We start from the raw sequence: 22,784 nt of genomic DNA on the forward strand, positions 1-22,784 counted from the left end.
TCAGGTGGTGCCCGGATCGACAATACGCATCGACAGGTCGATGGCCTTGATGTCCTTGGTCAAGGCACCGCAGGAGATGCAGTCCACGCCGGTTTCTGCAATGTCCCGGAGGGTCGTTTCATCGACGTTGCCGGACGCTTCCAGGGTCGCCTGGCCGGCATTGCGGCGCACGGCTTCGCGCATGTCATCCAGTGAGAAATTGTCTAGCATGACGATGTCGGCCTTGGCTGCCAGGGCCTGATCAAGCTCATCGAAAGTCTCCACTTCCACTTCCACCGGCAGGTGGCTGGCAATGCGGCGCGCGGCCTTGATGGCCGAGGCGATGCCACCGCAGGCTGCAATATGGTTTTCCTTGATCAGGAAGGCATCATATAGCCCGACGCGATGGTTGTGGCCGCCACCGCAGGTGACCGCATACTTCTGTGCCAGGCGCAGCCCCGGTAGCGTCTTGCGGGTGTCGAGCAGGCGTACTCCGGTGCCTTCGAGAAGGTTCACGTAGGCGCGGGTGCGGGTAGCCGTGGCGGATAGTGTCTGCAGCAGGTTCAGTGCCGCCCGCTCACCCGTCAGCAGCCGACGGGCCGGCCCCTCGATCTCGAGGAAGCATTGTCCCGCTTCAAGGTGGTCACCATCGGCGGCATGCCAGCGCAGGCTGATGCTCACGTCAAGACGGCGAAAGACTTCCTCGACCCAGGCCATGCCGCAGAGTACCGCCGGCTCGCGGGTAATGACCCTGGCGCTTGCCCACAGCGACTCGGGAATCAACTGCGCGGTAATATCGCCGGGTCCGACGTCTTCTGCCAGCAGATGGGCAGCGCTGGCGCGGATCTCTTCGACAAGGGCGTCCTGATAATGCATGGCGGTCCTTTTCCTGTTCATGAAACGCATGTTCAAGGAGCTGCGAGACCGTCATTATAGGAGAAACAGCACCGAGGGCGTCAGGGGAGTGAGATGCGAATCGACAATGGCTGGCTTCAGGTGGCGCGTCAGGTGCCCTCACCCAATCAGGATCTACGACCCGAAGGGGAGGTGTCGGCGCTGGTGCTGCATTCGATCAGCCTGCCCCCCGGCGAGTTTGGCGGCGAGTCGATCGAGCAGTTGTTCACCAACCGCCTCGATCCCCAGGGCCATCCCTATTTTGCCGCCATTGCGCACTTGCGCGTATCGGCCCATCTGTTGATTCGACGCGACGGCGAGTGCGTACAGTTCGTTTCCTTCGATCATCGCGCCTGGCATGCGGGGCGCTCATGCTGGATCGACAGGGGGCGGGCGCGTCGAGCGCTCAACGATTTTACCGTTGGAATCGAGCTGGAGGGGAACGAGGTCACGGCCTATCGCGACGCCCAATATCGGGCCCTTGCGTCCGTGGCCGAGGCATTGATGGAAAGCTATCCGGCCATTACCCCATGCCGGATCACCAGCCATGCACGTATCGCGCCGTTGCGAAAAACCGACCCCGGCCCCGCCTTCGACTGGGCTTATCTTCGCCATTGTCTACGCTGGGCGTAAAGGCGACATGTTGTGTCGACCGCCACCTGAATGAATCATACGGTAGTTTTATTACATGCCACGAATATGCGTACAAGAGTTCGGCTGGTGACTCGTAACAGCTTGTGTTGCAATGCAATGTAGATATTGTGGAAAAACTTTCCATTCCATATGAATTGGCAGCGGGCCCACTTTACGGTATGTTCTACGCCATTCGTGGCATTCACGGCCACATCGTTCTGTAAAATGACTACAAGAGCCGCATGAAGAGCCGAATGGCGGCCCCGGATTTCCCCTGATCGTCAGTAGTGCGATACGCCCCCCATCGACACGCCTGGGGGCATCCTGACATCACATTGTCACTCGGAGAGACGTCTATGAGTCTGGAGGCAAGAGAAGATTTCGATCCGGTCGAAACCACGGAATGGCTGGATTCCCTGGAGTCGGTCCTGGATCGTGAGGGCGAAGATCGAGCCCGGTACCTGCTGACACGCCTGGCTGACCGGCTACGCCGTGACGGCATGCAGGCACCCTTCTCGGTGACGACACCGCATCGCAACACCATTCCGGTGCACCGCGAAGCGCCCATGCCGGGTGATCTTTTCATGGAGCGACGCATTCGCTCCCTGATCCGCTACAACGCCATTGCCCAGGTCATTCGCAACAACCGGGCCAACCCGGGGCTGGGCGGCCACATCGCCAGCTTCATGTCGGCAGCCACGCTGTATGACGTGGGCTTCAACCATTTCTTCCGTGCTCCCAATGGCGACTTCGAAGGCGATCTGGTCTATATCCAGGGCCACGTGGCGCCAGGTGTCTATGCCCGTGCCTACCTCGAGGGGCGTCTCACCGAAGCGCAGATGGACAAGTACCGCCAGGAGGTCGATGGCGACGGCCTGTCCTCCTATCCGCATCCCTGGCTGATGCCGGACTTCTGGCAGTTCCCCACGGTGTCCATGGGTCTCGGGCCGATACAGGCGATCTACCAGGCTCACGTGATGAAGTACCTGGACTCGCGTGAACTCAAGAACATGTATGACCGCAAGATCTGGTGCTTCATGGGCGACGGCGAGTGTGACGAACCGGAATCCCTGGGCGCGATCTCGCTTGCCGGCCGTGAAAATCTCGACAATCTGATCTTCGTGGTCAACTGCAACCTGCAGCGCCTCGATGGTCCGGTGCGCGGCAACGGTCGGATCATGGACGAGCTCGAGGGCGTCTTCCGCGGTGCCGGCTGGAACGTGCTCAAGGTGGTCTGGGGCCGGCTGTGGGACCCGCTCTTCGAGAAGGACAAGAAGGGCATCCTGCAGCAACGCATGGACGAGGCGGTCGACGGCGAATACCAGAACTACAAGGCCAACGGCGGCGCCTATACCCGCGAGCATTTCTTCGGCAAATACCCGGAAACCGAAGAGATGGTCAAGAACATGTCCGACGAGGACATCTGGAAACTCAATCGCGGCGGTCACGATCCCTTCAAGGTCTACGCGGCCTACAACGAGGCGGTCAATAACCCCAACGGTCGCCCTACCGTCATCCTGGCGCATACCGTCAAGGGCTACGGCATGGGCAGCGGGGATGGCGAGGCAGCCAACGAGGCTCACCAGGTCAAGACCATGGAGTATGAGGCGCTGCGGAAATTCCGTGACCGTTTCGGTATTCCACTCACCGATGAGCAGCTCAAGGAAGTCCCGTACTACAAGCCGGATGACGACTCTCCCGAGCTCAAGTACATGCATCTTCAGCGCGAGCGCCTGGGCGGTTACCTGCCCCAGCGTCGCAGCGACTTCGAGGCGCTCGAGATTCCCTCCCTGGATGACAAGATTTTCGCCTCCCAGACCGGTGGCTCCAAGGGGCGTGAAGTCTCCACCACCATGTCGTTCGTGCGTATCCTCAATGGCCTGGTGAAGCACAAGACGCTCGGCAAGCAGGTGGTGCCCATCGTGCCCGACGAGGCGCGCACGTTCGGCATGGAGGGGATGTTCCGCCAACTGGGCATCTATACCTCCGAAGGCCAGAAGTACGAGCCCGTCGACAAGGGCCAGATCATGTTCTATCGCGAGGACAAGCAGGGTCAGATCCTCGAGGAGGGCATTACCGAGGCCGGGGCCATGTCGGCGTGGATTGCCGCGGCCACCTCCTACAGTAACAACAACCTGACGCTGCTGCCGTTCTACATCTATTACTCGATGTTCGGCTTCCAGCGCGTCGGTGACCTGGCCTGGGCCGCCGGCGACCTGCAGGCGCGCGGCTTCATGGTCGGTGGTACCGCGGGACGGACTACCCTGAACGGCGAGGGGCTGCAGCATCAGGATGGTCATAGCCATCTGCAGGCTTCCACCATTCCCAACTGCCGTAGCTATGATCCGACCTACGGTCATGAGCTGGCGGTGATCGTCCAGGATGGCCTGAAGCGAATGTTCTCCGACAAGGAGAACTGCTTCTACTACCTGACGGTGATGAACGAGAACTATGAACACCCGGAACTCGAGGAGATACCTGCCGAAGACATCATCAAGGGCATGTATCGCCTGCGTGAGGTGAAGGGTGACAAGGGCCATGTCCAGCTGTTGGGCTGCGGCACCATTCTGAGGGAAGTCGAAGCGGCGGCGCGGATGCTGGCCGACGAGTGGGGCGTGGGTTCCGATATCTGGAGCGTTACCAGCTTCAATGAACTGCGTCGCGAAGCGCTGGGCCTGGAGCGGGAAGCGTTCCTCAACCCGGATGCGGAGCCGGCCAAACCCCACGTCACCCAGTGTCTGGAAGGACGCGAGGGGCCGGTGATCGCCTCTACCGACTACATGCGCCTGTTCGCCGACCAGGTTCGTGCCTGGGTGCCGACCGACTACCATGTGTTAGGGACCGATGGTTACGGCCGCTCCGATACCCGCGAGAAGCTTCGTTACTTCTTCGAGGTCGACCGTTACTTCGTGACCGTGGCTGCGCTCAAGGCGCTGGCCGACCGCGGCGATCTGGATCGCAAGGTCGTAGCCGAGGCGATCAAGAAATACGGCATTGATCCCAACAAGCCTAATCCGCTGACCAGCTGATTTCGGTGGCAAGGCGGGCCGTGGGCCCGCCTGTTCCAGGCACGATTTGGAAGGAGCGCGACCTTGAGTAGCGAAATTATCAAAGTTCCCGACATCGGTGGCAGCGAAGATGTCGAAATCATTGAAATCGCGGTGTCCGAAGGCGATGTCATCGCCGCCGAGGATACCCTGATTACGTTGGAGTCCGACAAGGCCAGCATGGACGTGCCCGCGCCCAAGGGTGGCAAGGTACTCAAAGTGCTGGTGAAGGAGGGCGATACCGTCTCGGAGGGCGATGACATCATCGAGCTCGAGGCGGAAGGGACCGACAGCGGGGCGGAAGAGGCGCACGAGGAGGCATCCTCCGAGACTGAACCTGCCGAGGACACCGAGGAGACGAGTGCCGGTGAGAAGCCTGCGGCGGCATCTGGCGGTGGCGGCAGCCGAACCGTGGAGATCAAGGTGCCGGACCTGGGTGGCTCCAGCGATGTGGAGATCATCGAGATTGCCGTGGCCGAAGGCGACGATGTCACTGCCGAAGACACCTTGTTCACCCTGGAGTCCGACAAGGCTTCCATGGATGTGCCGAGCCCGCACACCGGTAAGCTGATCACGCTGACGGTGAAGGAGGGCGATACGGTCTCCGAAGGCGACGTGGTCGGCACCATGGAGATCGGGGGCTCCGCTAGCGACGAGGCCGAATCGGCTCCGCCGAAGGCCGCCGAGGAGCCCGCAGAGCAGGCCGGGGCACCGGCCGAGGAAGAGGCCGAGGAAGAGGCGGCCGGCGGTGAACCCGAGCGCAAGGAGATACGGGTCCCGGACCTGTCTGGCGTCAGCGATGTCCCGATCATCGAGATTGGCGTGGCCGAAGGCGACGAGATCGACGAGGAGGATTCGCTGATCACCCTGGAATCCGACAAGGCTTCCATGGACGTGCCGAGCCCCTACAAGGGCAAGCTGGTCCAGCTTGCCGTAAAGGAGGGCGACAGCGTTTCCGAAGGCGATCTGATCGGCTACATCGAAGTGGCCGGGGCCAAGCCGGCAGCCGGGAAGCCGAGTGAGACGCCGTCCGAACGGAAGTCACCGGCCGCTTCCGCCAGGTCTGACAAGCCAGCGCCCGCCCCGTCGGGCACGCCGAGCCCCGAAGCACAGATGGCGGCGCACAAGCCGCGTGATGGCAAGCTGGTGCATGCCGGCCCTGCGGTGCGCATGCTGGCACGCGAACTGGGTGTCGATCTTGGCCTGGTGCGGCCCAGTGGGCCGAAAGAGCGGGTGCTCAAGGAGGATGTACACGCCTACGTCAAGCAGGCGATCGGCAAGGCACGGCCGTCTGCGGCGGCGGATGGCGCCGGCATTCCGCCCATTCCCGAGATGGACTTCAGCCAGTTCGGCGATGTGGAAGAGAAGCCCATGGGGCGCCTGCTCAAGATGGGGGCTACCAACCTGCATCGCAGCTGGCTCAACGTGCCCCACGTCACCCAGTTCGACGAGGCGGACATCACCGAGCTGGAAGCCTTCCGCAAGTCGATGAAGGCCGAGGCCGAGGCGCAGGGAGCCAAGCTCACGCCCTTGCCCTTCCTGGTCAAGGCGTGTGCGTTCGCGCTGGCGAAGTTCCCGCAGTTCAACGTCAGCCTGAAAGGCGATGGCGAGACCCTGGTCTGGAAGAAGTACGTTCACATCGGGGTGGCGGTGGACACGCCGGACGGCCTCATGGTGCCGGTGGTTCGCGATGCCGACAAGAAGTCGCTGATCGAGATCGCCACCACCATGGCCGATCTCGGCAAGAAGGCGCAGACCAAGAAACTCAAGCGTGAAGAGATGACCGGCGGCTGCTTCACGATCTCGAGCCTTGGCTCCATCGGCGGTACGGCGTTCACGCCCATCGTCAATGCCCCCGAGGTCGCTATCCTCGGCGTCTCCAAGGCGCAGATGAAGCCGATCTGGAATGGAAGCGACTTCGAGCCACGGTTGATGTTGCCGCTGTCGCTCTCCTACGATCACCGGGCCATCAACGGTGCCGATGCGGCACGCTTCACGGCCTTCCTGGCCGATGTACTGACCGACATCCGCCGACTGTTGCTGTAACCTTCCGCCCACGTGCGAACACTGGCGGCGCCTCCCCGGGGGCGCCGTCGGTGCTTCAGGGTTTCAGCGGCTGGAGCGTAGGGAAGACCAAAGTGCAAGTTGGAGGATAATTGGCTGAAAATGCTGGTGCTTTACCCAACTGACGGGGCCTTGCCAAGATACGCGTGGTTGTCTGGCCGCAGAGGCCCGGTTATCGTTCTTTTCCATTTCCTTACTCATCACAAGATTTACGACTCTTTCTAAGGGAGCAACCAGATGCGTTTGATCCTGTTGGGCGCCCCGGGTGCCGGCAAGGGCACCCAGGCCCAGTTCATCTGCGAGCGGTTCAACATTCCGCAGATTTCCACCGGCGATATGCTTCGCGCCGCCGTCAAGGAAGGCAGTGAACTGGGACTGAAGGCCAAGGAGATCATGACCAGCGGTGGTCTGGTGTCCGACGACCTCATCATTGCCCTGGTCAAGGAGCGCATCGCGCAGCCGGATTGCGATAACGGGTTCCTGTTCGATGGCTTCCCCCGCACCATCCCCCAGGCGGATGCCATGAAGGATGCCGGCGTGAAGATCGATCATGTGCTGGAGATCGCCGTGGATGACGAGGAGATCGTCAAGCGGTTGGCAGGGCGTCGTGTCCATCCGGGCTCCGGTCGGGTCTACCACGTCGAGTACAACCCACCCAGGGAGGCGGGCAAGGATGACGTCACCGGTGAGGCGTTGATCCAGCGTGACGACGACCGGGAATCCACGGTCCGCAACCGACTGGCCGTCTATCATGAGCAGACCGCGCCGCTGGTCGACTACTATCGGCAGTGGGCCACGGAAGAACCCGAGGCAGCGCCGGCCTATCACCGGGTGGAAGGCATCGGCAGCGTCGATCACATCACGACCCAGGTAAGCGAGGCGCTGGAGAGCTGACGGCTCCGTACCGTGGTTGTCACGATGGCCCGCTGGTGCGGGCCATCGTCGTTCGGTGTCGGCCGGCGTATAATGGTCGGCTCATTCCCTGCCATGACGTCCTGCTTCTATGCCTACCCTTCTGGCCCTGGATGCCTCCTCAAGTGCCTGCTCCGCCGCTCTGCTGCATCGACGGGACGGAGCCGAGGATCGACTGATCTCGCGTTTTGCGCTGACGCCTCGTGAACATACCCGGCGCCTGCTGCCGATGGTGGACGAGGTACTGGCCGAAGCCGGCATCACACCCGGTGAACTGGATGCGGTGGCCTACGGCCGTGGACCCGGCTCCTTCACCGGGCTGCGCATTGCGGCTGGCGTCGCCCAAGGGTTGGCCTACGGCCTGAATCGTCCGCTGATCGGCATCTCGACCCTGGAGGCCCTGGCACTTTGCGCGCATCGTCGGCACCAGTGCGAGCATGTCATGACGGCAATGGATGCACGCATGGGGGAAATCTACGTGGCGGCCTGGCGTTGTCATCGGGGCCGTACGGAGGCGCTTGCCCCTGAAGCGGTCATGTCGCCGGATCGCTTGCGACTGCCCGAAGGCGATGATCAGCGGGGCTGGGTGGGCGTGGGCTCCGGCTGGGCACTGTGGGACGGAATGTCGCCGGCGGTTCAGGCTGGCGTGGGTCAATGCTTCAGCGATCTGGAGCCGGCGGCCGAGGAAATGGTGCAGCTGGCAGCCCACGCCTTCGCTGCCGGTGAGGGAGGCGCGGCGCATGAGGTACAGCCGGTCTACCTGCGCGACCAGGTCGCCTGGCAGAAGAGTCGATGAGGCAATGAGTGCCGTATCGCCAGTGGTCGTGGAGGGGCAGGCGCCGGCCGGATTGGCGGCACGCCTGGGACTCCCGTCGGGGTCGGCCGGGGACGCTGAGCTGGTGCTGCGGCACGACGAGGCAGCCCTGGTCCTGACCGGTGACCCGAAGCGCTTCGGTGCGCCGCTGTCGGTCGATTTCGTCGCTGGCCGGGCTGCCCACCGGCGGCGTTTCGGTGGGGGCCGAGGTCAGCTCATTGCACGTGCCTGCGGCCTTGCCGCTGGCGTTACTCCCGATGTCATCGATGCGACCGCGGGGCTGGGGCGTGATGCCTTCGTGCTGGCCGCTCTGGGTGCCGAGGTGCTGATGATCGAACGGGTCGCCGCCATTTATGCGCTGCTGGAGGATGGCCTGGCCCGCGCCCGTGCCCATACCGATACTGCCGAGATAGCCGCTAGGCTGAGCCTGGTTCGGGGCGATGCCGCGTGTCAGTTGGAAGCCTTGGTGGCGGCGGGTGGCGTGGCACCTCAGGTAATCCACCTGGATCCGATGTTTCCCCATCGCGAGAAGTCGGCACTGGTCAAGAAGGAAATGCGGGTGTTTCGCCTGCTGGCGGGGGACGACGACGATTCGCCACGCCTGCTCGAGGCTGCCCTCGACGTGGCCACTCACCGGGTGGTGGTCAAGCGGCCCCTCAAGGCGCCACCGATAGCCGGTCCGGCGCCTCGTCATGTCATCGAAGGCAAGACCAGCCGCTATGACCTCTATGTGCTCCGGGCCCTGAAGGGCTGACCTGGCTCAGCCGCGGGCCACCAGCTGCAGCCGATGACGCAGCGCCGGGTCGAACAGGGCCCGGGAGCGTTGAGCGGCAGTCCGCAGGCGCTCGTCGAACCAGAGTCGCTCCCGTTCGTCCCATGCCCAGCCCTCTGCCTCGAGGCTGTCGATCAGGTTGGCGAACACGGTGCGGTCGAAGAATTCCGGCGCATCCCTTCCCGAGAGTAGTGCCAGGCGCTCCGCCATCTGCCGGCTTCTGTCTGTCAATGCCTCGCGACCCAGAGTGCCCGGAGGGTGGTCGAGTAGCGTCGACAGCAGCAGATATCCCCGTTCCAGGGAAGGTTGCATCAGTCTGCCCAGCAAGCGGAGCTGCTCTCCGGCTTCCAGGTCATCGGGGCGATGCCAGCCACTCCGGCCGCTTCGTAGCATGCCTGCCTGGCCGAGGCCGTCAAGCAGGGGTGGAAGGGCCTGCTGGAGTGGCGTCTTTTCCAGGAAAAGCTCCCGGGCGAGTATCGGCCAGGCGGGTTCGAGCTGGTCGAGCAGGCTGTCCAGGCTGTGCTGTGGGGTGTGTCGGAAGGCGAAGGCGAGCAGCCCTGTCAGGGCGAAGAGGTGCAGCACATTGTTGCGGTACCAGACCAGCAGGCTGGCCTGTTCGGGTGTCGCCACCAGAATGTCGCCCAGAGGGTGGGAACGCCGTTCCAGCATGCCCAGTGCAAGGACATGGTCGATCCAGTCGCTCGGTTCACCGCTTGGCAGGCTGACATGCTGTCCGCCCGGATATTGCCGTTGCAGGGTGGTGAGCAGGGAAAGCTGTTGTCTCATCAGGTCGATTTCGATGGCGTGGTGGGGAGTCGCCAGCATCACCAGGGCAACGAGATTGACCGGGTTGAGAGCCGCAGCAGCGTTGATTCGCGTGGCCAGTTCATTGCCGAGTCGAGGCACCGCTTCACCAAGCCAGGCCGGTTTGGGCTCCACCGCCGCGTTCTGCCAGCCAGGCACCATCCCGTCCAGATAAGGGTCAAGCTGCAGGGGCTCTCCGATGCTGACCGTCACCTTTCCGAAGGGCTGGCGCAATTGGCCAAGCACCCGCAGCAGAGCCAGAGGAGATTCCTTGCGCTTCTTGCCGCCACGTAGCTCTCGCTGGTAGCTGGAACTCTCGATGATCCGTTCATAGCCGATATAGACCGGGATGAAGGCCAGTCTTGTCTGGGCGTTGCCAACGGCGCTGCGGTGGAAGGAACGCAGGGTCATGGCCAGCATGCCGGGCCGTGGGACGAGCATGCGGCCGCTACGGGAGCGTCCGCCTTCGATGAAATACTCGAGCGGGTGGCCTCGGGACAGCAGGCGGTGCAGGTATTCGTTGAAGACTGCCGCATAGAGTGGCTTGTCACGGAAGCTGCGGCGCATGAAGAAGGCGCCGCAACGCCGTAGCAGCGGTCCGATCAGCGGCATGTCGAGGTTGCGGCCGGCGGCGATGTGCGGCGGCATCAATCCGTCGCGATAGAGCACGTAGGAAAGCAGCAGGTAGTCGATATGGCTGCGATGGCAGGGTACGTAGACGAGGGTATGGTCGCCGGCCAGGGCCTTGACGCGCGAAAGCCCCCTCACTTCCACGCCATCGTAGAGTCGGTTCCACAGCCTTCTCAGCAGGCCGTCCATGAAGCGCAGGACGGGATAGGCCATGTTGGAGGCGATCTCCCGGCCATAGCGCAGTGCACGGCGTTCGAGGCGCTGAGGGGAGCGCCTCTCGGCGATGGCGACCTCTTCGATGACCCGGCGCACTTCGGGGCCTCTTGCCACCCCTTCGATCAGGGTTCGACGATGCGAGAGGTCAGGGCCCAGCACCCGGGTGCGCATGCGGCGAAAGTGAATGCGCAGCAGACGAGCCGCCTTGCGGTTGGCCAGGGCGGGCCCGCGCTCATCCAGCAGGTCGCGCGGGTTTAGCGGGGCGCCGAAATGTACCTCCACGTTCTTGCCATTGATCAGCACGGAGAGGGCACGCCGCATTCGTCCGGTCAACTGCCAACTATCGGCGGCCAGCATCCGCCAGAAGCCGAAACGCTTGCCGGGAGCGCGCCCCCAGAACACGCTGACGGGGACCAGTTGCAGGCCAGCTTCCGGGCGGGCGTCCAGGTACGCCATTACGTCGAGGAGGGGAGTCTTGGGTCCTGCCCGGCGGTGCCAAAGACGCCGCTGCGTTGCCGGTAGGGCAACGATGGCTGGCAGGTCGATACCTTCGATCTTGCGACGCCCACTGGCTGGCGGCAGGCCATGATGCTGGCACAGAACATCCAGTAGAAGGGAATCGGACAGGGCGGGATGGGGCAGAACGTACAGCGTAGGCAGCGTCGGGTCCAGCTCCAGTTCCCGAGGCGCCGGCTCGATGAGTCGCGTGTCGACCCAGGTTTTGATCAAGCACCTCAGCGGGCTGCGCAGCGGGGAGAGCAGGGTATGTGCAAGGGCCATCCAGTTGCCTCTGCGAGGGGGGGAAGGCCAGTATAAGCCTGCCCGGGCATCCGGTCAGTCACGGATGCTTTTCCTTGGCGTGCAAACATGCGTCAATTCAGCGAGCGAAGTGCTCAGGGAGACGTGCCATGCATGGTGTATGGCGAGATGGCAATCGGTTCCAGCTGTTGGCGGAATCATCGCGCTTTCTGCCGGCGATGTTCGAGTCCATCGAAGAGGCACGCGATTCGGTGCTGGTGGAGCTCTATCTGATGGAATCGGGGCGGCTCGCGACGGCATTGATCGACGCTTTGGCGCGTGCCACCGGCCGTGGCGTGAAGGTTGCCTTGATGCTGGATGGTTATGGTGCGATGGGACTTTCCAATGAAGATCGCCTTCGCCTCGAGTCGGCCGGTGTGGCGCTGCGGTTGTTCAATCCGCTGGGTTTCCATTCCCTGGCACGCAACTTGACCCGGGACCATCGCAAGATCGTGGTGATCGACAGCCGTATCGCGTTTACCGGTGGCTTCGGTGCCGTCGATGAGTTTCTCGAGGCCTGGTACGAAGTGGCGGTACGTATCGAAGGGCCAGTGGTGGCGGATTGGATTCGGCTCTTTACCCGGCTTTGGGACTCCCCCATGACCCGTGGCAAGGGGCCGGCGGCGCTGGTGCGTGAGCTGACGCTGCAGCAGCGAGAGGATTATCGCGGCATGCGTGGTCGCGTGGTGTGGGGCCAGGGCTATCGCTACCAGGCCATTCGCCATTCGCTCTATGGTCGGGTCTCGTCGTCGCAGCGGCGAATCTGGCTTTGTACGCCTTATTTCGTCCCGACCTTCAGCCTGCGTCTGCGCCTGGTTCGGGCGGCCAGGCGTGGGGTCGACGTGCGCCTGCTCCTGCCGGGCAAGGACCATGATCACCCCGGCGTACGCTATGCCGGGCAGCGTTTCTACAAGCGCCTGCTTCGGGCCGGAGTCCGTATCTACGAATTCCAGCCCACCTTCATCCACGCCAAGATCTCGCTGGTGGACGACTGGTCGAGCATCGGGTCGTGCAATTTCGACCACTGGAGCCTGCACTGGAACCTGGAGGCCAATCAGGAAGTGGACGACGCTCGCTTTGCCGGTGAGGTCGCCACCCTGTTCGAACGCAACTTCAGCGCCAGCCATGAAATCCATCGCCACGAATGGGCTCGACGGCCACGCTGGCAGCGTTTCAAGGAGTGGTGGTTCGGCAGCCTGGATGCCTGGCTGACACGGCTGCGCTAGCGGCGCCCGCCCCTCTTGCCGTGATTGGCCGGCTTCTTCTTGCGCGGCATGGGCTTGGGCGACTCCGGTGGCACCCGGTAGTGCAGATAGAGATCCAGCACCAGCTCGGGAAGTTGTGCGACCAGGGACTCCAGTCGAGGCGTATCGGTGGCGAGGTCGGCCATGTCGGGTTCGTCGTCGAACAGCCCCGAGAGCGCCATGAAGGGCAGCAGCAGGGCGGCGACGTTCTCCTCGTCGTGCTCGAACCAGGTGGCTTCGTCCAGAAACACCCCCTCCATGAAGCCGGCGCACCAGTCCCCTATGGGCGTCTCTTCCGGCGGCACGCCGCCCAGGGTCGGCTCGAAAGGCAACTCCGGCAGCACGCCCTGCTCCAGGGTCTCGATGGCGTTCTGCCTGAGCCGTTCCAGCAGGCCGAGAATCTCGCTGCGTTCGGCATCACCCGCGAAGGTCGGCTCGCCGTGGAACAGCTCCGCCACCCAGGTGGTGGTGTCGATTTCCCGCGGCGCAACGGCCAGGGCCACCAGGTACCCATGCGCCGATATCAGATCCAGTGCGTCAGGGTCGACGCCATCGGAATCAAGAAATTCGTCGAGACGATCTAGCTCGTCATCCTCGAGCAGGGGCTGGGGCAGGGGCGTGTCGGACATCGGGCCTCTCGCTTGGCATCGGGCTGGAAACGGTGCGGGCTGGACGTCGCCGCGCCTGGCCGTCATTCTATCATTCCCGGCTGCATCCAGCCTTTTCTCTGGCATCACCCGGCGTCTCTCATGAACCACCCCGTACTTTCCCTGCTCCGACCGGCTCTACCCGATCCCGTTTCGACACGGTTGGAGCAGCTCGACGAGGCGGCATTGCACCAGGCCCTGCTGGAGCGTGTCGAGGCCGCCTGGCAGCTCTGTCGTCAATATCACCCTGACCTGCCCAGGCCGGCGGTATGGTGCGACCTGCGCGGAAAATGCGCTGGTCAGGCTCACTATGGCCGCGGTGGACTGCGCTTCAACCCGGTGCTCTATCATGAGAACCGCCATGCCTATCTGGTTGAAGTGGTACCGCACGAGATGGCTCACTGGCTGGTCCATCACCTCAGTGACGGGCACCGTGCCCGGCCCCACGGGCGCGAGTGGCGGACCGTCATGCGTCGGCTGTTCGGCCTGGAACCACGGGTAACCCACTCTTTCGATACGACCCGGGCAAGCCCCTCTCCCCATCGCTATGTCTGCTGCTGCCGTGAGCACACCTTCACCGCTCGCCGACACTCGCTGGCGCGGCGTGGCCGCAGTTATCGCTGTCGGCATTGTGCTCAGACCTTGGTCTATCAGCCGTTTGTAGAGCGCTGAATGACTCTACAACTTACTGAAATGGAAAAGAAAATTCCTGATACCAATGTCTAAGAGGAAGGCCGCCACAGGAGGTATATGCTGGGAAAACATCATGGTGCCGGCGCAGCCGACAATAACGCTGCCGGTGGTATCCACCGAGAGGGTGTATCTCCTGGAAGAGGCTAATCAATGACCGAACAGCAGAAAGTCCATCCGGTAAGCGACGACTTTGCCGCCAACGCCTGGATCGATAAGGAAAAGTATCAGGCCTTGTATCGGCAGTCCGTGGACGATCCCGAGGGCTTCTGGGCCGATCAGGCCAGGCGCATCGATTGGATCAAGACGCCGACGCGGATCAAGCATACCTCCTTCGACTCCCATAACGTCGATATCCGCTGGTTCGAGGATGGCAGCCTCAACGCCAGCGCCAACTGTCTCGACCGTCATCTGGAAACTCGTGGCGACCAGACGGCCATCATCTGGGAGGGAGACGACCCCAACGACGCCAAGCACATCACCTACCGCGAGCTGCATGCCAGGACGTGTCAACTGGCCAACGCCCTGAAGGAGCTGGGTATCGGCAAGGGCGATGTGGTCACGCTCTACATGCCGATGATTCCCGAAGCGGCCGTGGCCATGCTGGCCTGTGCCCGCATCGGCGCCGTCCATTCGGTGGTCTTTGGCGGCTTCTCGCCGGACGCCGTGGCACAGCGTGTCGTTGGCGCGAAATCCAGGCTGGTGATTACCGCTGATGAATCGGTCCGGGGTGGCAAGCATGTGCCTCTCAAGGACAATGTCGATGCGGGCCTGACCCGCCCGGGCACCGAAGTGGCCGAGAAGGTACTGGTGGTCAAACGTACCGGTGGCGAGGTCGACTGGAAGGAAGGCCGCGACGTCTGGTATCACGAGTTGGTCGACAAGCAGTCGACCGACTGCCCCGCCGAGGAGATGAATGCCGAGGATCCGCTGTTCATTCTCTACACTTCCGGCTCCACTGGCGCGCCCAAGGGGCTCAAGCACACCACTGGCGGCTATCTGACCTATGCCAGCCTGACCCACCAGTATATCTTCGACTATCAAGACGGAGAGGTGTATTGGTGTACCGCTGACGTGGGCTGGGTCACCGGCCACAGCTATATCGTCTATGGCCCGCTGGCCAACGGTGCCACCACGCTGATGTTCGAAGGGGTGCCGAGCTACCCGACCCATGGCCGCATGGGTGAGATCGTCGACAAGCACGGCGTCAACATTCTCTACACCGCTCCGACGGCCATTCGTGCCCTGATGGCTCATGGCGACAGCGTGATGGACTCCAGCCAGCGCGACAGCCTGCGCCTGCTCGGCTCGGTGGGGGAGCCCATCAACCCCGAGGCGTGGGAGTGGTTCTACCGGGTCATCGGCAATTCCAGGTGCCCGATCGTCGATACCTGGTGGCAGACAGAGACCGGCGGCATTCTGATTTCCCCGCTGGCCGGGGCCGTGGACCTCAAGCCCGGCTCGGCAACCCTGCCGTTCTTCGGGGTCATCCCGGGGCTGGTGGACAATGAGGGCAACCTGCTGGAAGGCGCCACCGAAGGCAACCTGGTCATCCTGGACTCCTGGCCAGGCCAGGCCCGTACGATCTGGGGTGATCATGATCGCTTTATCCAGACCTACTTCTCCACCTACAAGGGCATGTACTTCACCGGTGACGGCTGCCGCCGCGATGAGGATGGCTATTACTGGATCACCGGGCGTGTCGATGACGTGCTCAACGTCTCAGGCCACCGTATGGGGACCGCCGAGATCGAGTCCTCGCTGGTAGCCCACGAGGCCGTGGCCGAGGCGGCCGTGGTCGGCTTCCCCCATGACATCAAGGGGCAGGGGATCTATATCTATGTGACCCTGACCGAGGGTGTCGAGTCCAGCGACGAGCTCAAGAAGGAGCTGACCCAGTGGGTGCGCAAGGATATCGGCCCCATTGCCTCGCCGGATGTCATTCAGTGGGCACCCGGCCTGCCCAAGACACGCTCGGGCAAGATAATGCGCCGTATCCTGCGCAAGATCGCAGCGAACGAGTGTGACGGGCTGGGCGATACCAGCACCCTGGCTGATCCGAGCGTGGTGGAAGAGCTGATCGAGCATCGCGCCATCCGCTGAGGCACCGTCCAGACAGGATCGTTCTTGCCGGCCCTGGTGGCCGGCTTTTCGCTTCCGCGGCCGGTCAAGGCGAAGCCTCGATCGCCTCGATGAGCCGTGGCTTGCTCATGCTGCTTCGGCCGGGTATGCCGAGCTGCCGTGCCCTTTCATAGAGCTCATTCTTTGACAGTGACGTCAATTCTGTGACAGAGGGCGTCTTGCCGGTCCTCTTCGCAGCTTTCTCCCCTGCTTTTTTTCCGGCCTTTTTTCCAACATGGGAGGCGCGCTCTTCGCTCCTCTTGCGGCTGGCTGAAGCCGGCCCTTTGCGCTCGCTTCTTCGCTGGGTGTCGCGCCTGGACTCGTCGCGCGACTCGGGAGGTCGGCCCTTTTTCAGGCTCTGTTTCAATACCTGCATCAGGTCGATGACGTCTCCGCCCTGTTCCACCTCCTGTTCCACTTCCTCGAGGCCGATGACATCTTCGTTTCTGTCGAGCTTGTCGTGGATTCGCGCCAGCAACCGCCGGCTATGCCGGTCATCGAGGTCTTCCCGCGCCAAGGTATCGGCGGCAAGGGCTTCGATAGCCTTCTCGAAGTGACGGACGCGGCGTTTCTCGACGCTTACCCCGGTGGGCAGATCGAGCGCCTCGGGTGAGCGCAGTTCCTCGGGGAAGCGGAGCACCTCGGCACGCAGGATGCCTTTTTCGGCAATGATGGCCACCAGGTACTCCTTGCCGCGCATGACGAAGGTGGCAATGCCCGCCCGGCGAGACTCTTCCATGCTTTTCGCCAGCAGCCGATAGGCCTTGGTGATGCCCTTGTCCGGCGTCAGGATGTAGGCTCGCTGGAAATGGATCGGGTCGATCTCGTCCAGCCCGGCAAAACGCTTGAGGTCGATCTCCTGGGACTTCTCGGGCGCCAGTTCATCGAGCTCACGATCCTCGACCACCACGAACTCGTTCTTTCCCACCTCATAGCCGCGGATCAGCTCGCTGTTTTCCAGCGTGCGTTCCTCCTTTTCGCAGAAATAGCGCCGAGCCAGTGGGGTGCCTTCCTGGTCGACCATGCGCAGCGTGACCGGCTTGGCGCGGTTGGCGGAATAGAGATTGACCGGCAGGTTGACCAGGCCGAAACTGATGGTGCCCGACCAGAAGGGCCGGGGTCCGCTACCCTGAAACCTGGCGTGCTGCCCCTTGTCTTGCTGCTTGTCGCTTTCCGGCCCTTCACGCTTTTCCCTGGAACGCGTTTTCCGTTGGCGCTTGCTAGGCACGCTTGCGCTCCTTCTTCAGACTGGCCTCCAGGGCCTTGGAGAGATCATCGGAGGGCTTGCGGCGGCGGATGGGAGTGATGTTGACACTGTCCCCACGCTGCTTGGCCTCGATCAGTTCCAGAACTCGGGCGCGGTATTCATCACGATACGAGTCAGGCTCGAAAGGGGCTTCCAGCATGTCGATCAGTTGCCTGGCCATATCGAGCTCCTTGCTGTCGAGCGCCTTGCCGCCTGGCGGCTCGAGAGCATCCATGGCAATCACCTGTTCGTTGTCGCGCAGGGAGATCAGCATCGGTACCCCCCGATACAGGCGCAGCGCCCCGATATAGGCCTTCTTCCGCATGACCCAGCGGGCCAGCCCTTCCTTCCCGGTGTGATCGAGTGCTTCGATCAAGGCGCAATAGTCCTCGTCCGACCCATCGGGGCCGAGATAGTAAGGGCGGTCATACCAGCGATGGTCGATCGCTTTCGGTGGCAGGAAGCGGATCATCTCGATGTCTCGGGACGGTTCGGGTTCCAGGGCCTCGAGTTCCTCCCTGCTCAGCAAGACCAGGGTGCCATCGTCGGTCGGGTAGGCTCGCTGGGTCTCGCGATAGGGCACCACCTCGTCGGTGTCGGGGTTGATCATGGCCTGCTTGACCGGTGAGCGGTCTTTGTCGTGGAGCAGCCGAAAGTGCACGCTGCGATCCTGGACGGCAGAGTAGAGTTTCACGGGCACGTCGGCATCATCGAAGCGGATCACGCCTTTCCACATGGCTCTTGGTGGCATCACGATGTCTCCTCGCGGCATTCGGGACAGACGGTCTCGCGCTCGTCGAGCCGTTCGATGACACAGGTCGGGCAGATCGGTCTATCGCAATGGATGCAGTGATAGCCCGCTTCGTAATGGAAGGTGCGCAGGCAGAACTGGCAGGTTTCGGGGCCGGATTCCAGCCACCAGGGCGTGTCGTTCACATTCACCTCCTGGCTTCGTGGGCTCATGGCAAGCCGACGGTCTTGCGCAACTGGGCATCGAGTGGTCGCGCGGCCTCGGCAAAGCCCTCCCATGGGTCCCGGCGAAGTGCCGAAAGGCGGCGGCGCAGGTTCTCGACGGTGTAGCGATCGGCGCGGAGGGCCGCGTTGAGCTCATCCCAGCGAACCGGTACGGCCACCGGGGCGCCTTTGCGGGCACGTACCGTGTAGGAGGCGACGGCCGTGGCGCCACGACCATTGCGCAGGTAATCGATGAAGATGCGGCCTTGCCGCTTGGCCTTGGACATGTTCGTCGTCAGCCGTTCCGGATCGTCCTTGGCGTGCCGCTGGGCGACGGCCTTGGCGAAGGCCTTGGTCTGGTCCCAGTCCGCCTCGGGGACCAGGGGCACCACGAGGTGCAGGCCCTTGCCGCCGGTAGTGCGCACGAAGCTCTCGAGTCCCAGCGAACCCAGCCGCTTTCGAAGCGTGTCGGCGATACGCAGGATCTCCTTCCAGGGGATACCCGGGTTGGGGTCCAGGTCGAAGACGAGGCGATCGGGGCGCTCGAGATCGTCGATACGGCTGCCCCAGGGATGGATTTCCAGCGCACCGGCCTGGACCAGGGCAACGAGATCGGCGGCCGTTTCCACATAGACGTATTCCGCGCTGCCGCTCTTCTCGGGAATGTCGAGGCGAGGGACACTGGCAGGTATGGCAACTCGAGGGTGCTTCTGGAAAAAGCACTCGTCGTCACGACCCTGGGGGCATCTCACCAGTGACAGCGGCCGCCGGGCCAGGTGGGGCAGCACCCAGTCCTGGACCGCCTCGTAGAAGCGGGCCAGGTCGAGCTTGGTCAGGCCCTGCTCCGGGAACAGGACGCGGTCGGGATTGGAGAGCCGCACACCCAGCAGCTGTATTTCATCCTTGCGCGTTCGCTTCGCGGAGCCTCGTGTACCCGAGGGCTCGCCATCGTTCGGCTGCGCCTTGCTCTGCGCGGGGCTTTTCACCTTCTCCTTGGTAGCGGTCATGCGAATTTCCTCGGGGTTACGGTCCTCTCGGAGCCCACGAAACGCCGGATGACGCAGCCGCCCATCCCGCGTACGTTCGGTAAATTCGACTTCTATCACCAGGCTGGGGCGTACCCAGTGGACCTTGCGGGTATCGGGGATCGGGCCATTGAAGGGTGATACGGAGACTTCCCTCTCCTGAAGGGAGGCGCCCAGCGTTTCAAGGAGCCGGCTGTTGAAACCCGTGCCGACCCGTCCGGCATACTCGAGTCGGCCCTCGGCATCGAAGGCACCCATCAGTAATGACCCGAAACCACTGCGTGAGCCGCCCGGCTCGGTATATCCACCTACGACGAATTCTTCATGGGTGATGCATTTCACCTTCAGCCAGTCCTGGCTGCGCTTTTCCTGATAGGTGCTCGAGGCGCGCTTGCTGATGATGCCTTCGAGGCCCAGCTGACAGGCCTGATCGAAGAACGCGGCTCCCTGGGAATCGATGTGGTCGGAATAGCGTATATTGCGACTACCGATGAATCCGGCCGCCTCGTGAAGCTCGGCCAGGGCCTGCTTGCGCTCGATGAGCGACACCGCGCTCAAGTCATGGCCATCGACATGGATCAGGTCAAAGACCTGATAGACCAGTTTCGCGGTGCGGCCGTTACTGAGCATTTCCTGCAGATGGCGAAAGCTGCTGGTACCGCTTCGTGACATGGCCACGACCTCACCATCGAGCAGGGCCGACTCGACCGGGAAGGCTTCCAGCAGACGGGCAAGCTCGGGAAAGCGGTGCGTCCAGTCCTTGCCGTTGCGTGTCAGCAGTTGCGCATTGCCGTTCTCGATACGCGCAAGAATTCGGTAGCCATCGAGCTTGATCTCATGGATCCAGTCGTCATGGTTCGGAGCCTTTCTGGCCAGGGTAGCGAGCTGGGGGCGGGGGGAGCGTGGCAGGGGAGCCTTGCGCGCGCCTTTCAGGGTGCCCGGGTCGGTGATTACCCGGTTCGGGTTGTTGCTTCGCGAGGACCAGACGTGATCACGGTCCTCGGCGATCTGCCGCATGCTGCGTCCGCTCATGATACTGCTGTCGTCCTCGACGCTGACGGCGGTGTCCTTGGTTTTGTCGCCCTTGCGTCTGCCGTCGCTGCGCTTGATCATCAGCCAGCTCTTGCCGCTCTTGTCCTGTTTTTCCTTGCCTCCGCGCAGGCGAGTCAGTGTCCAGGTGCCGCGCAACCTCTCTCCGTCGAGCTCGAAGTCGATACGGTCCTGCTTTTGCTTGCCCCTGGGCGTCCAGCCACCCCGGTCCCAGATCATGACCGTACCGCCGCCGTAGGACGTCTCGGGAATGACGCCTTCGAAGTCGCCATACTCGAGCGGGTGATCTTCCACCTCGATGGCCAGGCGTTTCTCTCCAGGTTCCAGGCTGGGCCCTTTGGGCAGGGCCCAACTACGTAGCACGCCGTCCTGCTCAAGGCGCAGGTCGAAGTGGTCATGGCTTGCCGCATGTTTGTGCATCACGTAGAGGTTGCCCGAGGCATCGGCGGCTTGGGTGTCGCCGACGGGCTCGGCGGTGCGTTCAAAGTCGCGCTTGCGGCGATACTCCTTCAATTTCTCCATTGCCCTTGTCCTTGAGCCATTCGAGAGCATTCATGATGTTACCTCCTGTAGTCATCGGCTGATGATATCCGGACCGGTCATGCACGGGCCAGAGACAGCAAGTGCTCATCGCCAACTCAGCATAGCTTCGACATAGTTGGTGTCAAACTGGCGGAGCAAGGTAACTATTTAGTGAGTATATGGGCAAGGGTGGCCTGAACGGTCAGGGAAACATGCTGTGTTATAGACTAAATATCATGATGTGACGCTGTGGCGTTGTCTCTTTTTTGCCTTTTGTGTTGTCGGGGTTCGAAAAGGTAAAGATTCGTCTTTTCCATGGAACCTAAGTGGGCTGCTCCCTATCTTGATGGGGGAAGGATGAAGCAGGGCCATACCGATCAGGTTGGTTCTGCCACACTGTCATGGAGATAGATGGGATGAAGCGGAATATTTTTGTCGTGGCACTTGAGGAGCAGCAGCGCAAGGAGTTCGAAACCGTGCGCCACTCCGATCATTTTGAAGTGCATGGCTTGTTGGACGTCAAGACGGCAGTGGAGTCGGCCCACTTTTCTTTCAATGAACTGCTGGGCCAGGCACGCAAGAAATTGATGAACTTCGAGGGTTCCATTGATGCCATCGTGGCGCAATGGGATTTTCCCACCAGCGTTATGGTTCCCATCCTCTGTAGGGAGTACAATATTCCCTCCCCTTCAGTGGAAAGCGTATTGAAGTGCGAGCATAAATACTGGAGTCGAGTCGAGCAGGAGAAAGTGGTGCCCGAAGTCGTGCCGAAGTTTTGCGGCGTCGATCCCTTTTCTGAAAACCCTCTCAAGCAAGTTACGCTGGATTACCCTTTCTGGATCAAGCCCGTCAAGGCATTCTCATCGCATCTCGGCTTCAAGATCAAGAGTGAAGAGCAGTTTCATGCCGCCATTGAAAAGATGCGCGATGGCGTTCGACAGCTGGGAGACCCGTTCAACGAGGCACTTCGGTATGTTGTACTCCCACCCGAAATTCAGGAAATGGATGGTAATTCCTGCATTGCCGAGGAAATTATTTCGGGTGTTCAGGCTGCTCCCGAAGGCACCGTATTTCGTGGTGAGTTCAACGTGCATGGTATTATTTCACAGCCTAGTTCAGAGAGCAGCGATGCTTTGTATGACAGGATGGAATATCCCAGCAACCTGCCGGAAAAAGTTCATCGCAGAATGATCGATGTCAGTAAGCGATTCCTTGATCACATTGATTATGATAATGGCTGCTTCAATGTCGAATTCATGTGGAATGAAGAAACAGACAAGCTGTGGCTGATAGAAGTCAATACGCGTATATCCCAATCGCATAGTGAGGTCTTCATCATGGTGGACGGCATGTCCAACCATGAAGTGGCAATTGATATAGCTCTGGGACAGCGGCCTTCCCTGTCCAATCGCCAGGGACCCTATCCTGTCGCGGCCAAGTGTTTCATTCCTTACGACGATCAGGATGGCGTGGTGAAGCGCGTCCCCAGTAAAGAGGAAATCGAAGCCCTGAAGGAGCGCTTTCCCGGCACCATGGTCAGGCTCGATGTCCAGCCTGGCATGCGGCTGGGAGAGCTCATGCACCAGGATAGCTTCAGCTACCGCCTGGGAACATTATATGTGACGGGTGAAGACCATGATCAGCTCGAAGAGCGTTATAAGGCCTGCCTGGAAGCGCTGACGTTCGAGGTCGAGCCTCTCCAGCAATGAACCCAAAGGAGGA

At 62.0% G+C, this 22,784-nt stretch carries 17 protein-coding genes; 10 read left to right on the plus strand and 7 right to left on the minus strand.

The genetic code is table 11. The features are described from left to right. Positions 1-855, minus strand: coding sequence for a carboxylating nicotinate-nucleotide diphosphorylase (gene nadC, locus C1H69_RS06050; protein WP_102652500.1), 855 nt, complete (start codon positions 853-855; stop codon positions 1-3). A 93-nt stretch (positions 856-948) separates the two neighbouring features. On the opposite strand from nadC, the gene ampD reads away from it, so the two are divergent. The 6 genes from ampD to C1H69_RS06080 all read left to right on the plus strand — a co-directional run bounded on the left by ampD (position 949) and on the right by C1H69_RS06080 (position 9,097). Next, a complete protein-coding gene (gene ampD, locus C1H69_RS06055; RefSeq protein ID WP_102652501.1) occupies positions 949-1,506 on the plus strand; it encodes a 1,6-anhydro-N-acetylmuramyl-L-alanine amidase AmpD in 558 nt (185 codons plus the stop codon). Positions 1,507-1,862: 356 nt separating this feature from the next. Then, positions 1,863-4,535: a pyruvate dehydrogenase (acetyl-transferring), homodimeric type gene (gene aceE / locus C1H69_RS06060; protein ID WP_102652502.1), complete on the plus strand. Its 2,673-nt coding sequence runs from the start codon at positions 1,863-1,865 to the stop codon at positions 4,533-4,535. A 63-nt stretch (positions 4,536-4,598) separates the two neighbouring features. Beyond that, positions 4,599-6,599, plus strand: coding sequence for a dihydrolipoyllysine-residue acetyltransferase (gene aceF, locus C1H69_RS06065; protein WP_102652503.1), 2,001 nt, complete (start codon positions 4,599-4,601; stop codon positions 6,597-6,599). A 255-nt stretch (positions 6,600-6,854) separates the two neighbouring features. Beyond that, the gene (gene adk / locus C1H69_RS06070; RefSeq protein WP_102652504.1) at positions 6,855-7,511 is read left to right on the plus strand and encodes an adenylate kinase; all 657 of its coding nucleotides are present in this window, start codon (positions 6,855-6,857) and stop codon (positions 7,509-7,511) included. Positions 7,512-7,620: 109 nt separating this feature from the next. Next, positions 7,621-8,325, plus strand: a complete 705-nt coding sequence (gene tsaB, locus C1H69_RS06075) for a tRNA (adenosine(37)-N6)-threonylcarbamoyltransferase complex dimerization subunit type 1 TsaB (protein WP_102652505.1) — start codon at positions 7,621-7,623, stop codon at positions 8,323-8,325. A 4-nt stretch (positions 8,326-8,329) separates the two neighbouring features. After that, positions 8,330-9,097, plus strand: a complete 768-nt coding sequence (locus C1H69_RS06080) for a class I SAM-dependent methyltransferase (RefSeq protein ID WP_102652506.1) — start codon at positions 8,330-8,332, stop codon at positions 9,095-9,097. A 6-nt stretch (positions 9,098-9,103) separates the two neighbouring features. Here the strand turns inward: C1H69_RS06080 and plsB are convergent, their stop codons facing one another. Beyond that, positions 9,104-11,545 (minus strand): glycerol-3-phosphate 1-O-acyltransferase PlsB, encoded by a 2,442-nt coding sequence (gene plsB, locus C1H69_RS06085; RefSeq protein WP_102652507.1) that lies wholly within the window; start codon positions 11,543-11,545, stop codon positions 9,104-9,106. 128 nt (positions 11,546-11,673) lie between these two features. Between plsB and C1H69_RS06090 the strand changes: the two genes are divergently transcribed. Then, positions 11,674-12,789: a phospholipase D-like domain-containing protein gene (locus tag C1H69_RS06090; protein WP_102652508.1), complete on the plus strand. Its 1,116-nt coding sequence runs from the start codon at positions 11,674-11,676 to the stop codon at positions 12,787-12,789. On the opposite strand, the gene C1H69_RS06095 is transcribed toward C1H69_RS06090, so the two are convergent. Continuing rightward, a complete protein-coding gene (locus C1H69_RS06095) occupies positions 12,786-13,436 on the minus strand; it encodes a YecA/YgfB family protein (protein ID WP_102652509.1) in 651 nt (216 codons plus the stop codon). The genes C1H69_RS06090 and C1H69_RS06095 overlap by 4 nt on opposite strands. A gap of 120 nt (positions 13,437-13,556) precedes the next feature. On the opposite strand from C1H69_RS06095, the gene C1H69_RS06100 reads away from it, so the two are divergent. Next, entirely contained in the window at positions 13,557-14,126 is a 570-nt protein-coding gene (locus C1H69_RS06100) for a SprT family zinc-dependent metalloprotease (RefSeq protein WP_102652510.1), read from the plus strand. Positions 14,127-14,297: 171 nt separating this feature from the next. After that, positions 14,298-16,247 carry an acetate--CoA ligase gene (gene acs, locus C1H69_RS06105; protein WP_102652511.1) on the plus strand — a complete coding sequence of 650 codons (1,950 nt, stop codon included), beginning with the start codon at positions 14,298-14,300 and terminating at the stop codon, positions 16,245-16,247. A 64-nt stretch (positions 16,248-16,311) separates the two neighbouring features. Here acs and ku (C1H69_RS06110) read toward each other — a convergent pair whose 3' ends face one another. The 4 genes from ku (C1H69_RS06110) to ligD are packed head-to-tail and all read right to left on the minus strand — an operon-like array spanning position 16,312 to position 21,062. Further along, positions 16,312-17,493, minus strand: coding sequence for a non-homologous end joining protein Ku (gene ku / locus C1H69_RS06110; protein ID WP_102652512.1), 1,182 nt, complete (start codon positions 17,491-17,493; stop codon positions 16,312-16,314). Continuing rightward, positions 17,486-18,262: a non-homologous end joining protein Ku gene (ku, locus tag C1H69_RS06115; protein WP_102652513.1), complete on the minus strand. Its 777-nt coding sequence runs from the start codon at positions 18,260-18,262 to the stop codon at positions 17,486-17,488. Before ku (C1H69_RS06115) ends, ku (C1H69_RS06110) begins: the two co-directional genes overlap by 8 nt. Then, positions 18,262-18,447: a hypothetical protein gene (locus C1H69_RS06120; RefSeq protein WP_102652514.1), complete on the minus strand. Its 186-nt coding sequence runs from the start codon at positions 18,445-18,447 to the stop codon at positions 18,262-18,264. Before C1H69_RS06120 ends, ku (C1H69_RS06115) begins: the two co-directional genes overlap by 1 nt. A gap of 23 nt (positions 18,448-18,470) precedes the next feature. Then, positions 18,471-21,062, minus strand: a complete 2,592-nt coding sequence (ligD, locus tag C1H69_RS06125; protein ID WP_102652515.1) for a DNA ligase D — start codon at positions 21,060-21,062, stop codon at positions 18,471-18,473. Between the two features lie 416 nt (positions 21,063-21,478). Here ligD and C1H69_RS06130 point away from each other — a divergent pair, with 416 nt between their 5' ends. Beyond that, complete coding sequence (locus C1H69_RS06130) at positions 21,479-22,771, plus strand: ATP-grasp domain-containing protein (RefSeq protein ID WP_102652516.1); 1,293 nt, start codon at positions 21,479-21,481, stop codon at positions 22,769-22,771. Positions 22,772-22,784 lie beyond the last annotated feature (13 nt).

The organism is Billgrantia endophytica, assembly GCF_002879615.1.
Classification (GTDB): domain Bacteria; phylum Pseudomonadota; class Gammaproteobacteria; order Pseudomonadales; family Halomonadaceae; genus Halomonas; species Halomonas endophytica.

What these genes read in the sequence shown, in the direction of transcription:
- adk (WP_102652504.1), top strand. Translation starts at nt 6,855, where the DNA reads ATGCGTTTGATCCTGTTGGGCGCCCCGGGTGCCGGCAAGGGCACCCAG.
- aceE (WP_102652502.1), top strand. Translation starts at nt 1,863, where the DNA reads ATGAGTCTGGAGGCAAGAGAAGATTTCGATCCGGTCGAAACCACGGAA.
- C1H69_RS06100 (WP_102652510.1), top strand. Translation starts at nt 13,557, where the DNA reads ATGAACCACCCCGTACTTTCCCTGCTCCGACCGGCTCTACCCGATCCC.
- C1H69_RS06080 (WP_102652506.1), top strand. Translation starts at nt 8,330, where the DNA reads ATGAGTGCCGTATCGCCAGTGGTCGTGGAGGGGCAGGCGCCGGCCGGA.
- tsaB (WP_102652505.1), top strand. Translation starts at nt 7,621, where the DNA reads ATGCCTACCCTTCTGGCCCTGGATGCCTCCTCAAGTGCCTGCTCCGCC.
- ampD (WP_102652501.1), top strand. Translation starts at nt 949, where the DNA reads ATGCGAATCGACAATGGCTGGCTTCAGGTGGCGCGTCAGGTGCCCTCA.
- C1H69_RS06130 (WP_102652516.1), top strand. Translation starts at nt 21,479, where the DNA reads ATGAAGCGGAATATTTTTGTCGTGGCACTTGAGGAGCAGCAGCGCAAG.
- C1H69_RS06090 (WP_102652508.1), top strand. Translation starts at nt 11,674, where the DNA reads ATGCATGGTGTATGGCGAGATGGCAATCGGTTCCAGCTGTTGGCGGAA.
- plsB (WP_102652507.1), bottom strand. Translation starts at nt 11,545, where the DNA reads ATGGCCCTTGCACATACCCTGCTCTCCCCGCTGCGCAGCCCGCTGAGG.
- acs (WP_102652511.1), top strand. Translation starts at nt 14,298, where the DNA reads ATGACCGAACAGCAGAAAGTCCATCCGGTAAGCGACGACTTTGCCGCC.
- ligD (WP_102652515.1), bottom strand. Translation starts at nt 21,062, where the DNA reads ATGGAGAAATTGAAGGAGTATCGCCGCAAGCGCGACTTTGAACGCACC.
- ku (WP_102652513.1), bottom strand. Translation starts at nt 18,262, where the DNA reads ATGCCACCAAGAGCCATGTGGAAAGGCGTGATCCGCTTCGATGATGCC.
- C1H69_RS06095 (WP_102652509.1), bottom strand. Translation starts at nt 13,436, where the DNA reads ATGTCCGACACGCCCCTGCCCCAGCCCCTGCTCGAGGATGACGAGCTA.
- nadC (WP_102652500.1), bottom strand. Translation starts at nt 855, where the DNA reads ATGCATTATCAGGACGCCCTTGTCGAAGAGATCCGCGCCAGCGCTGCC.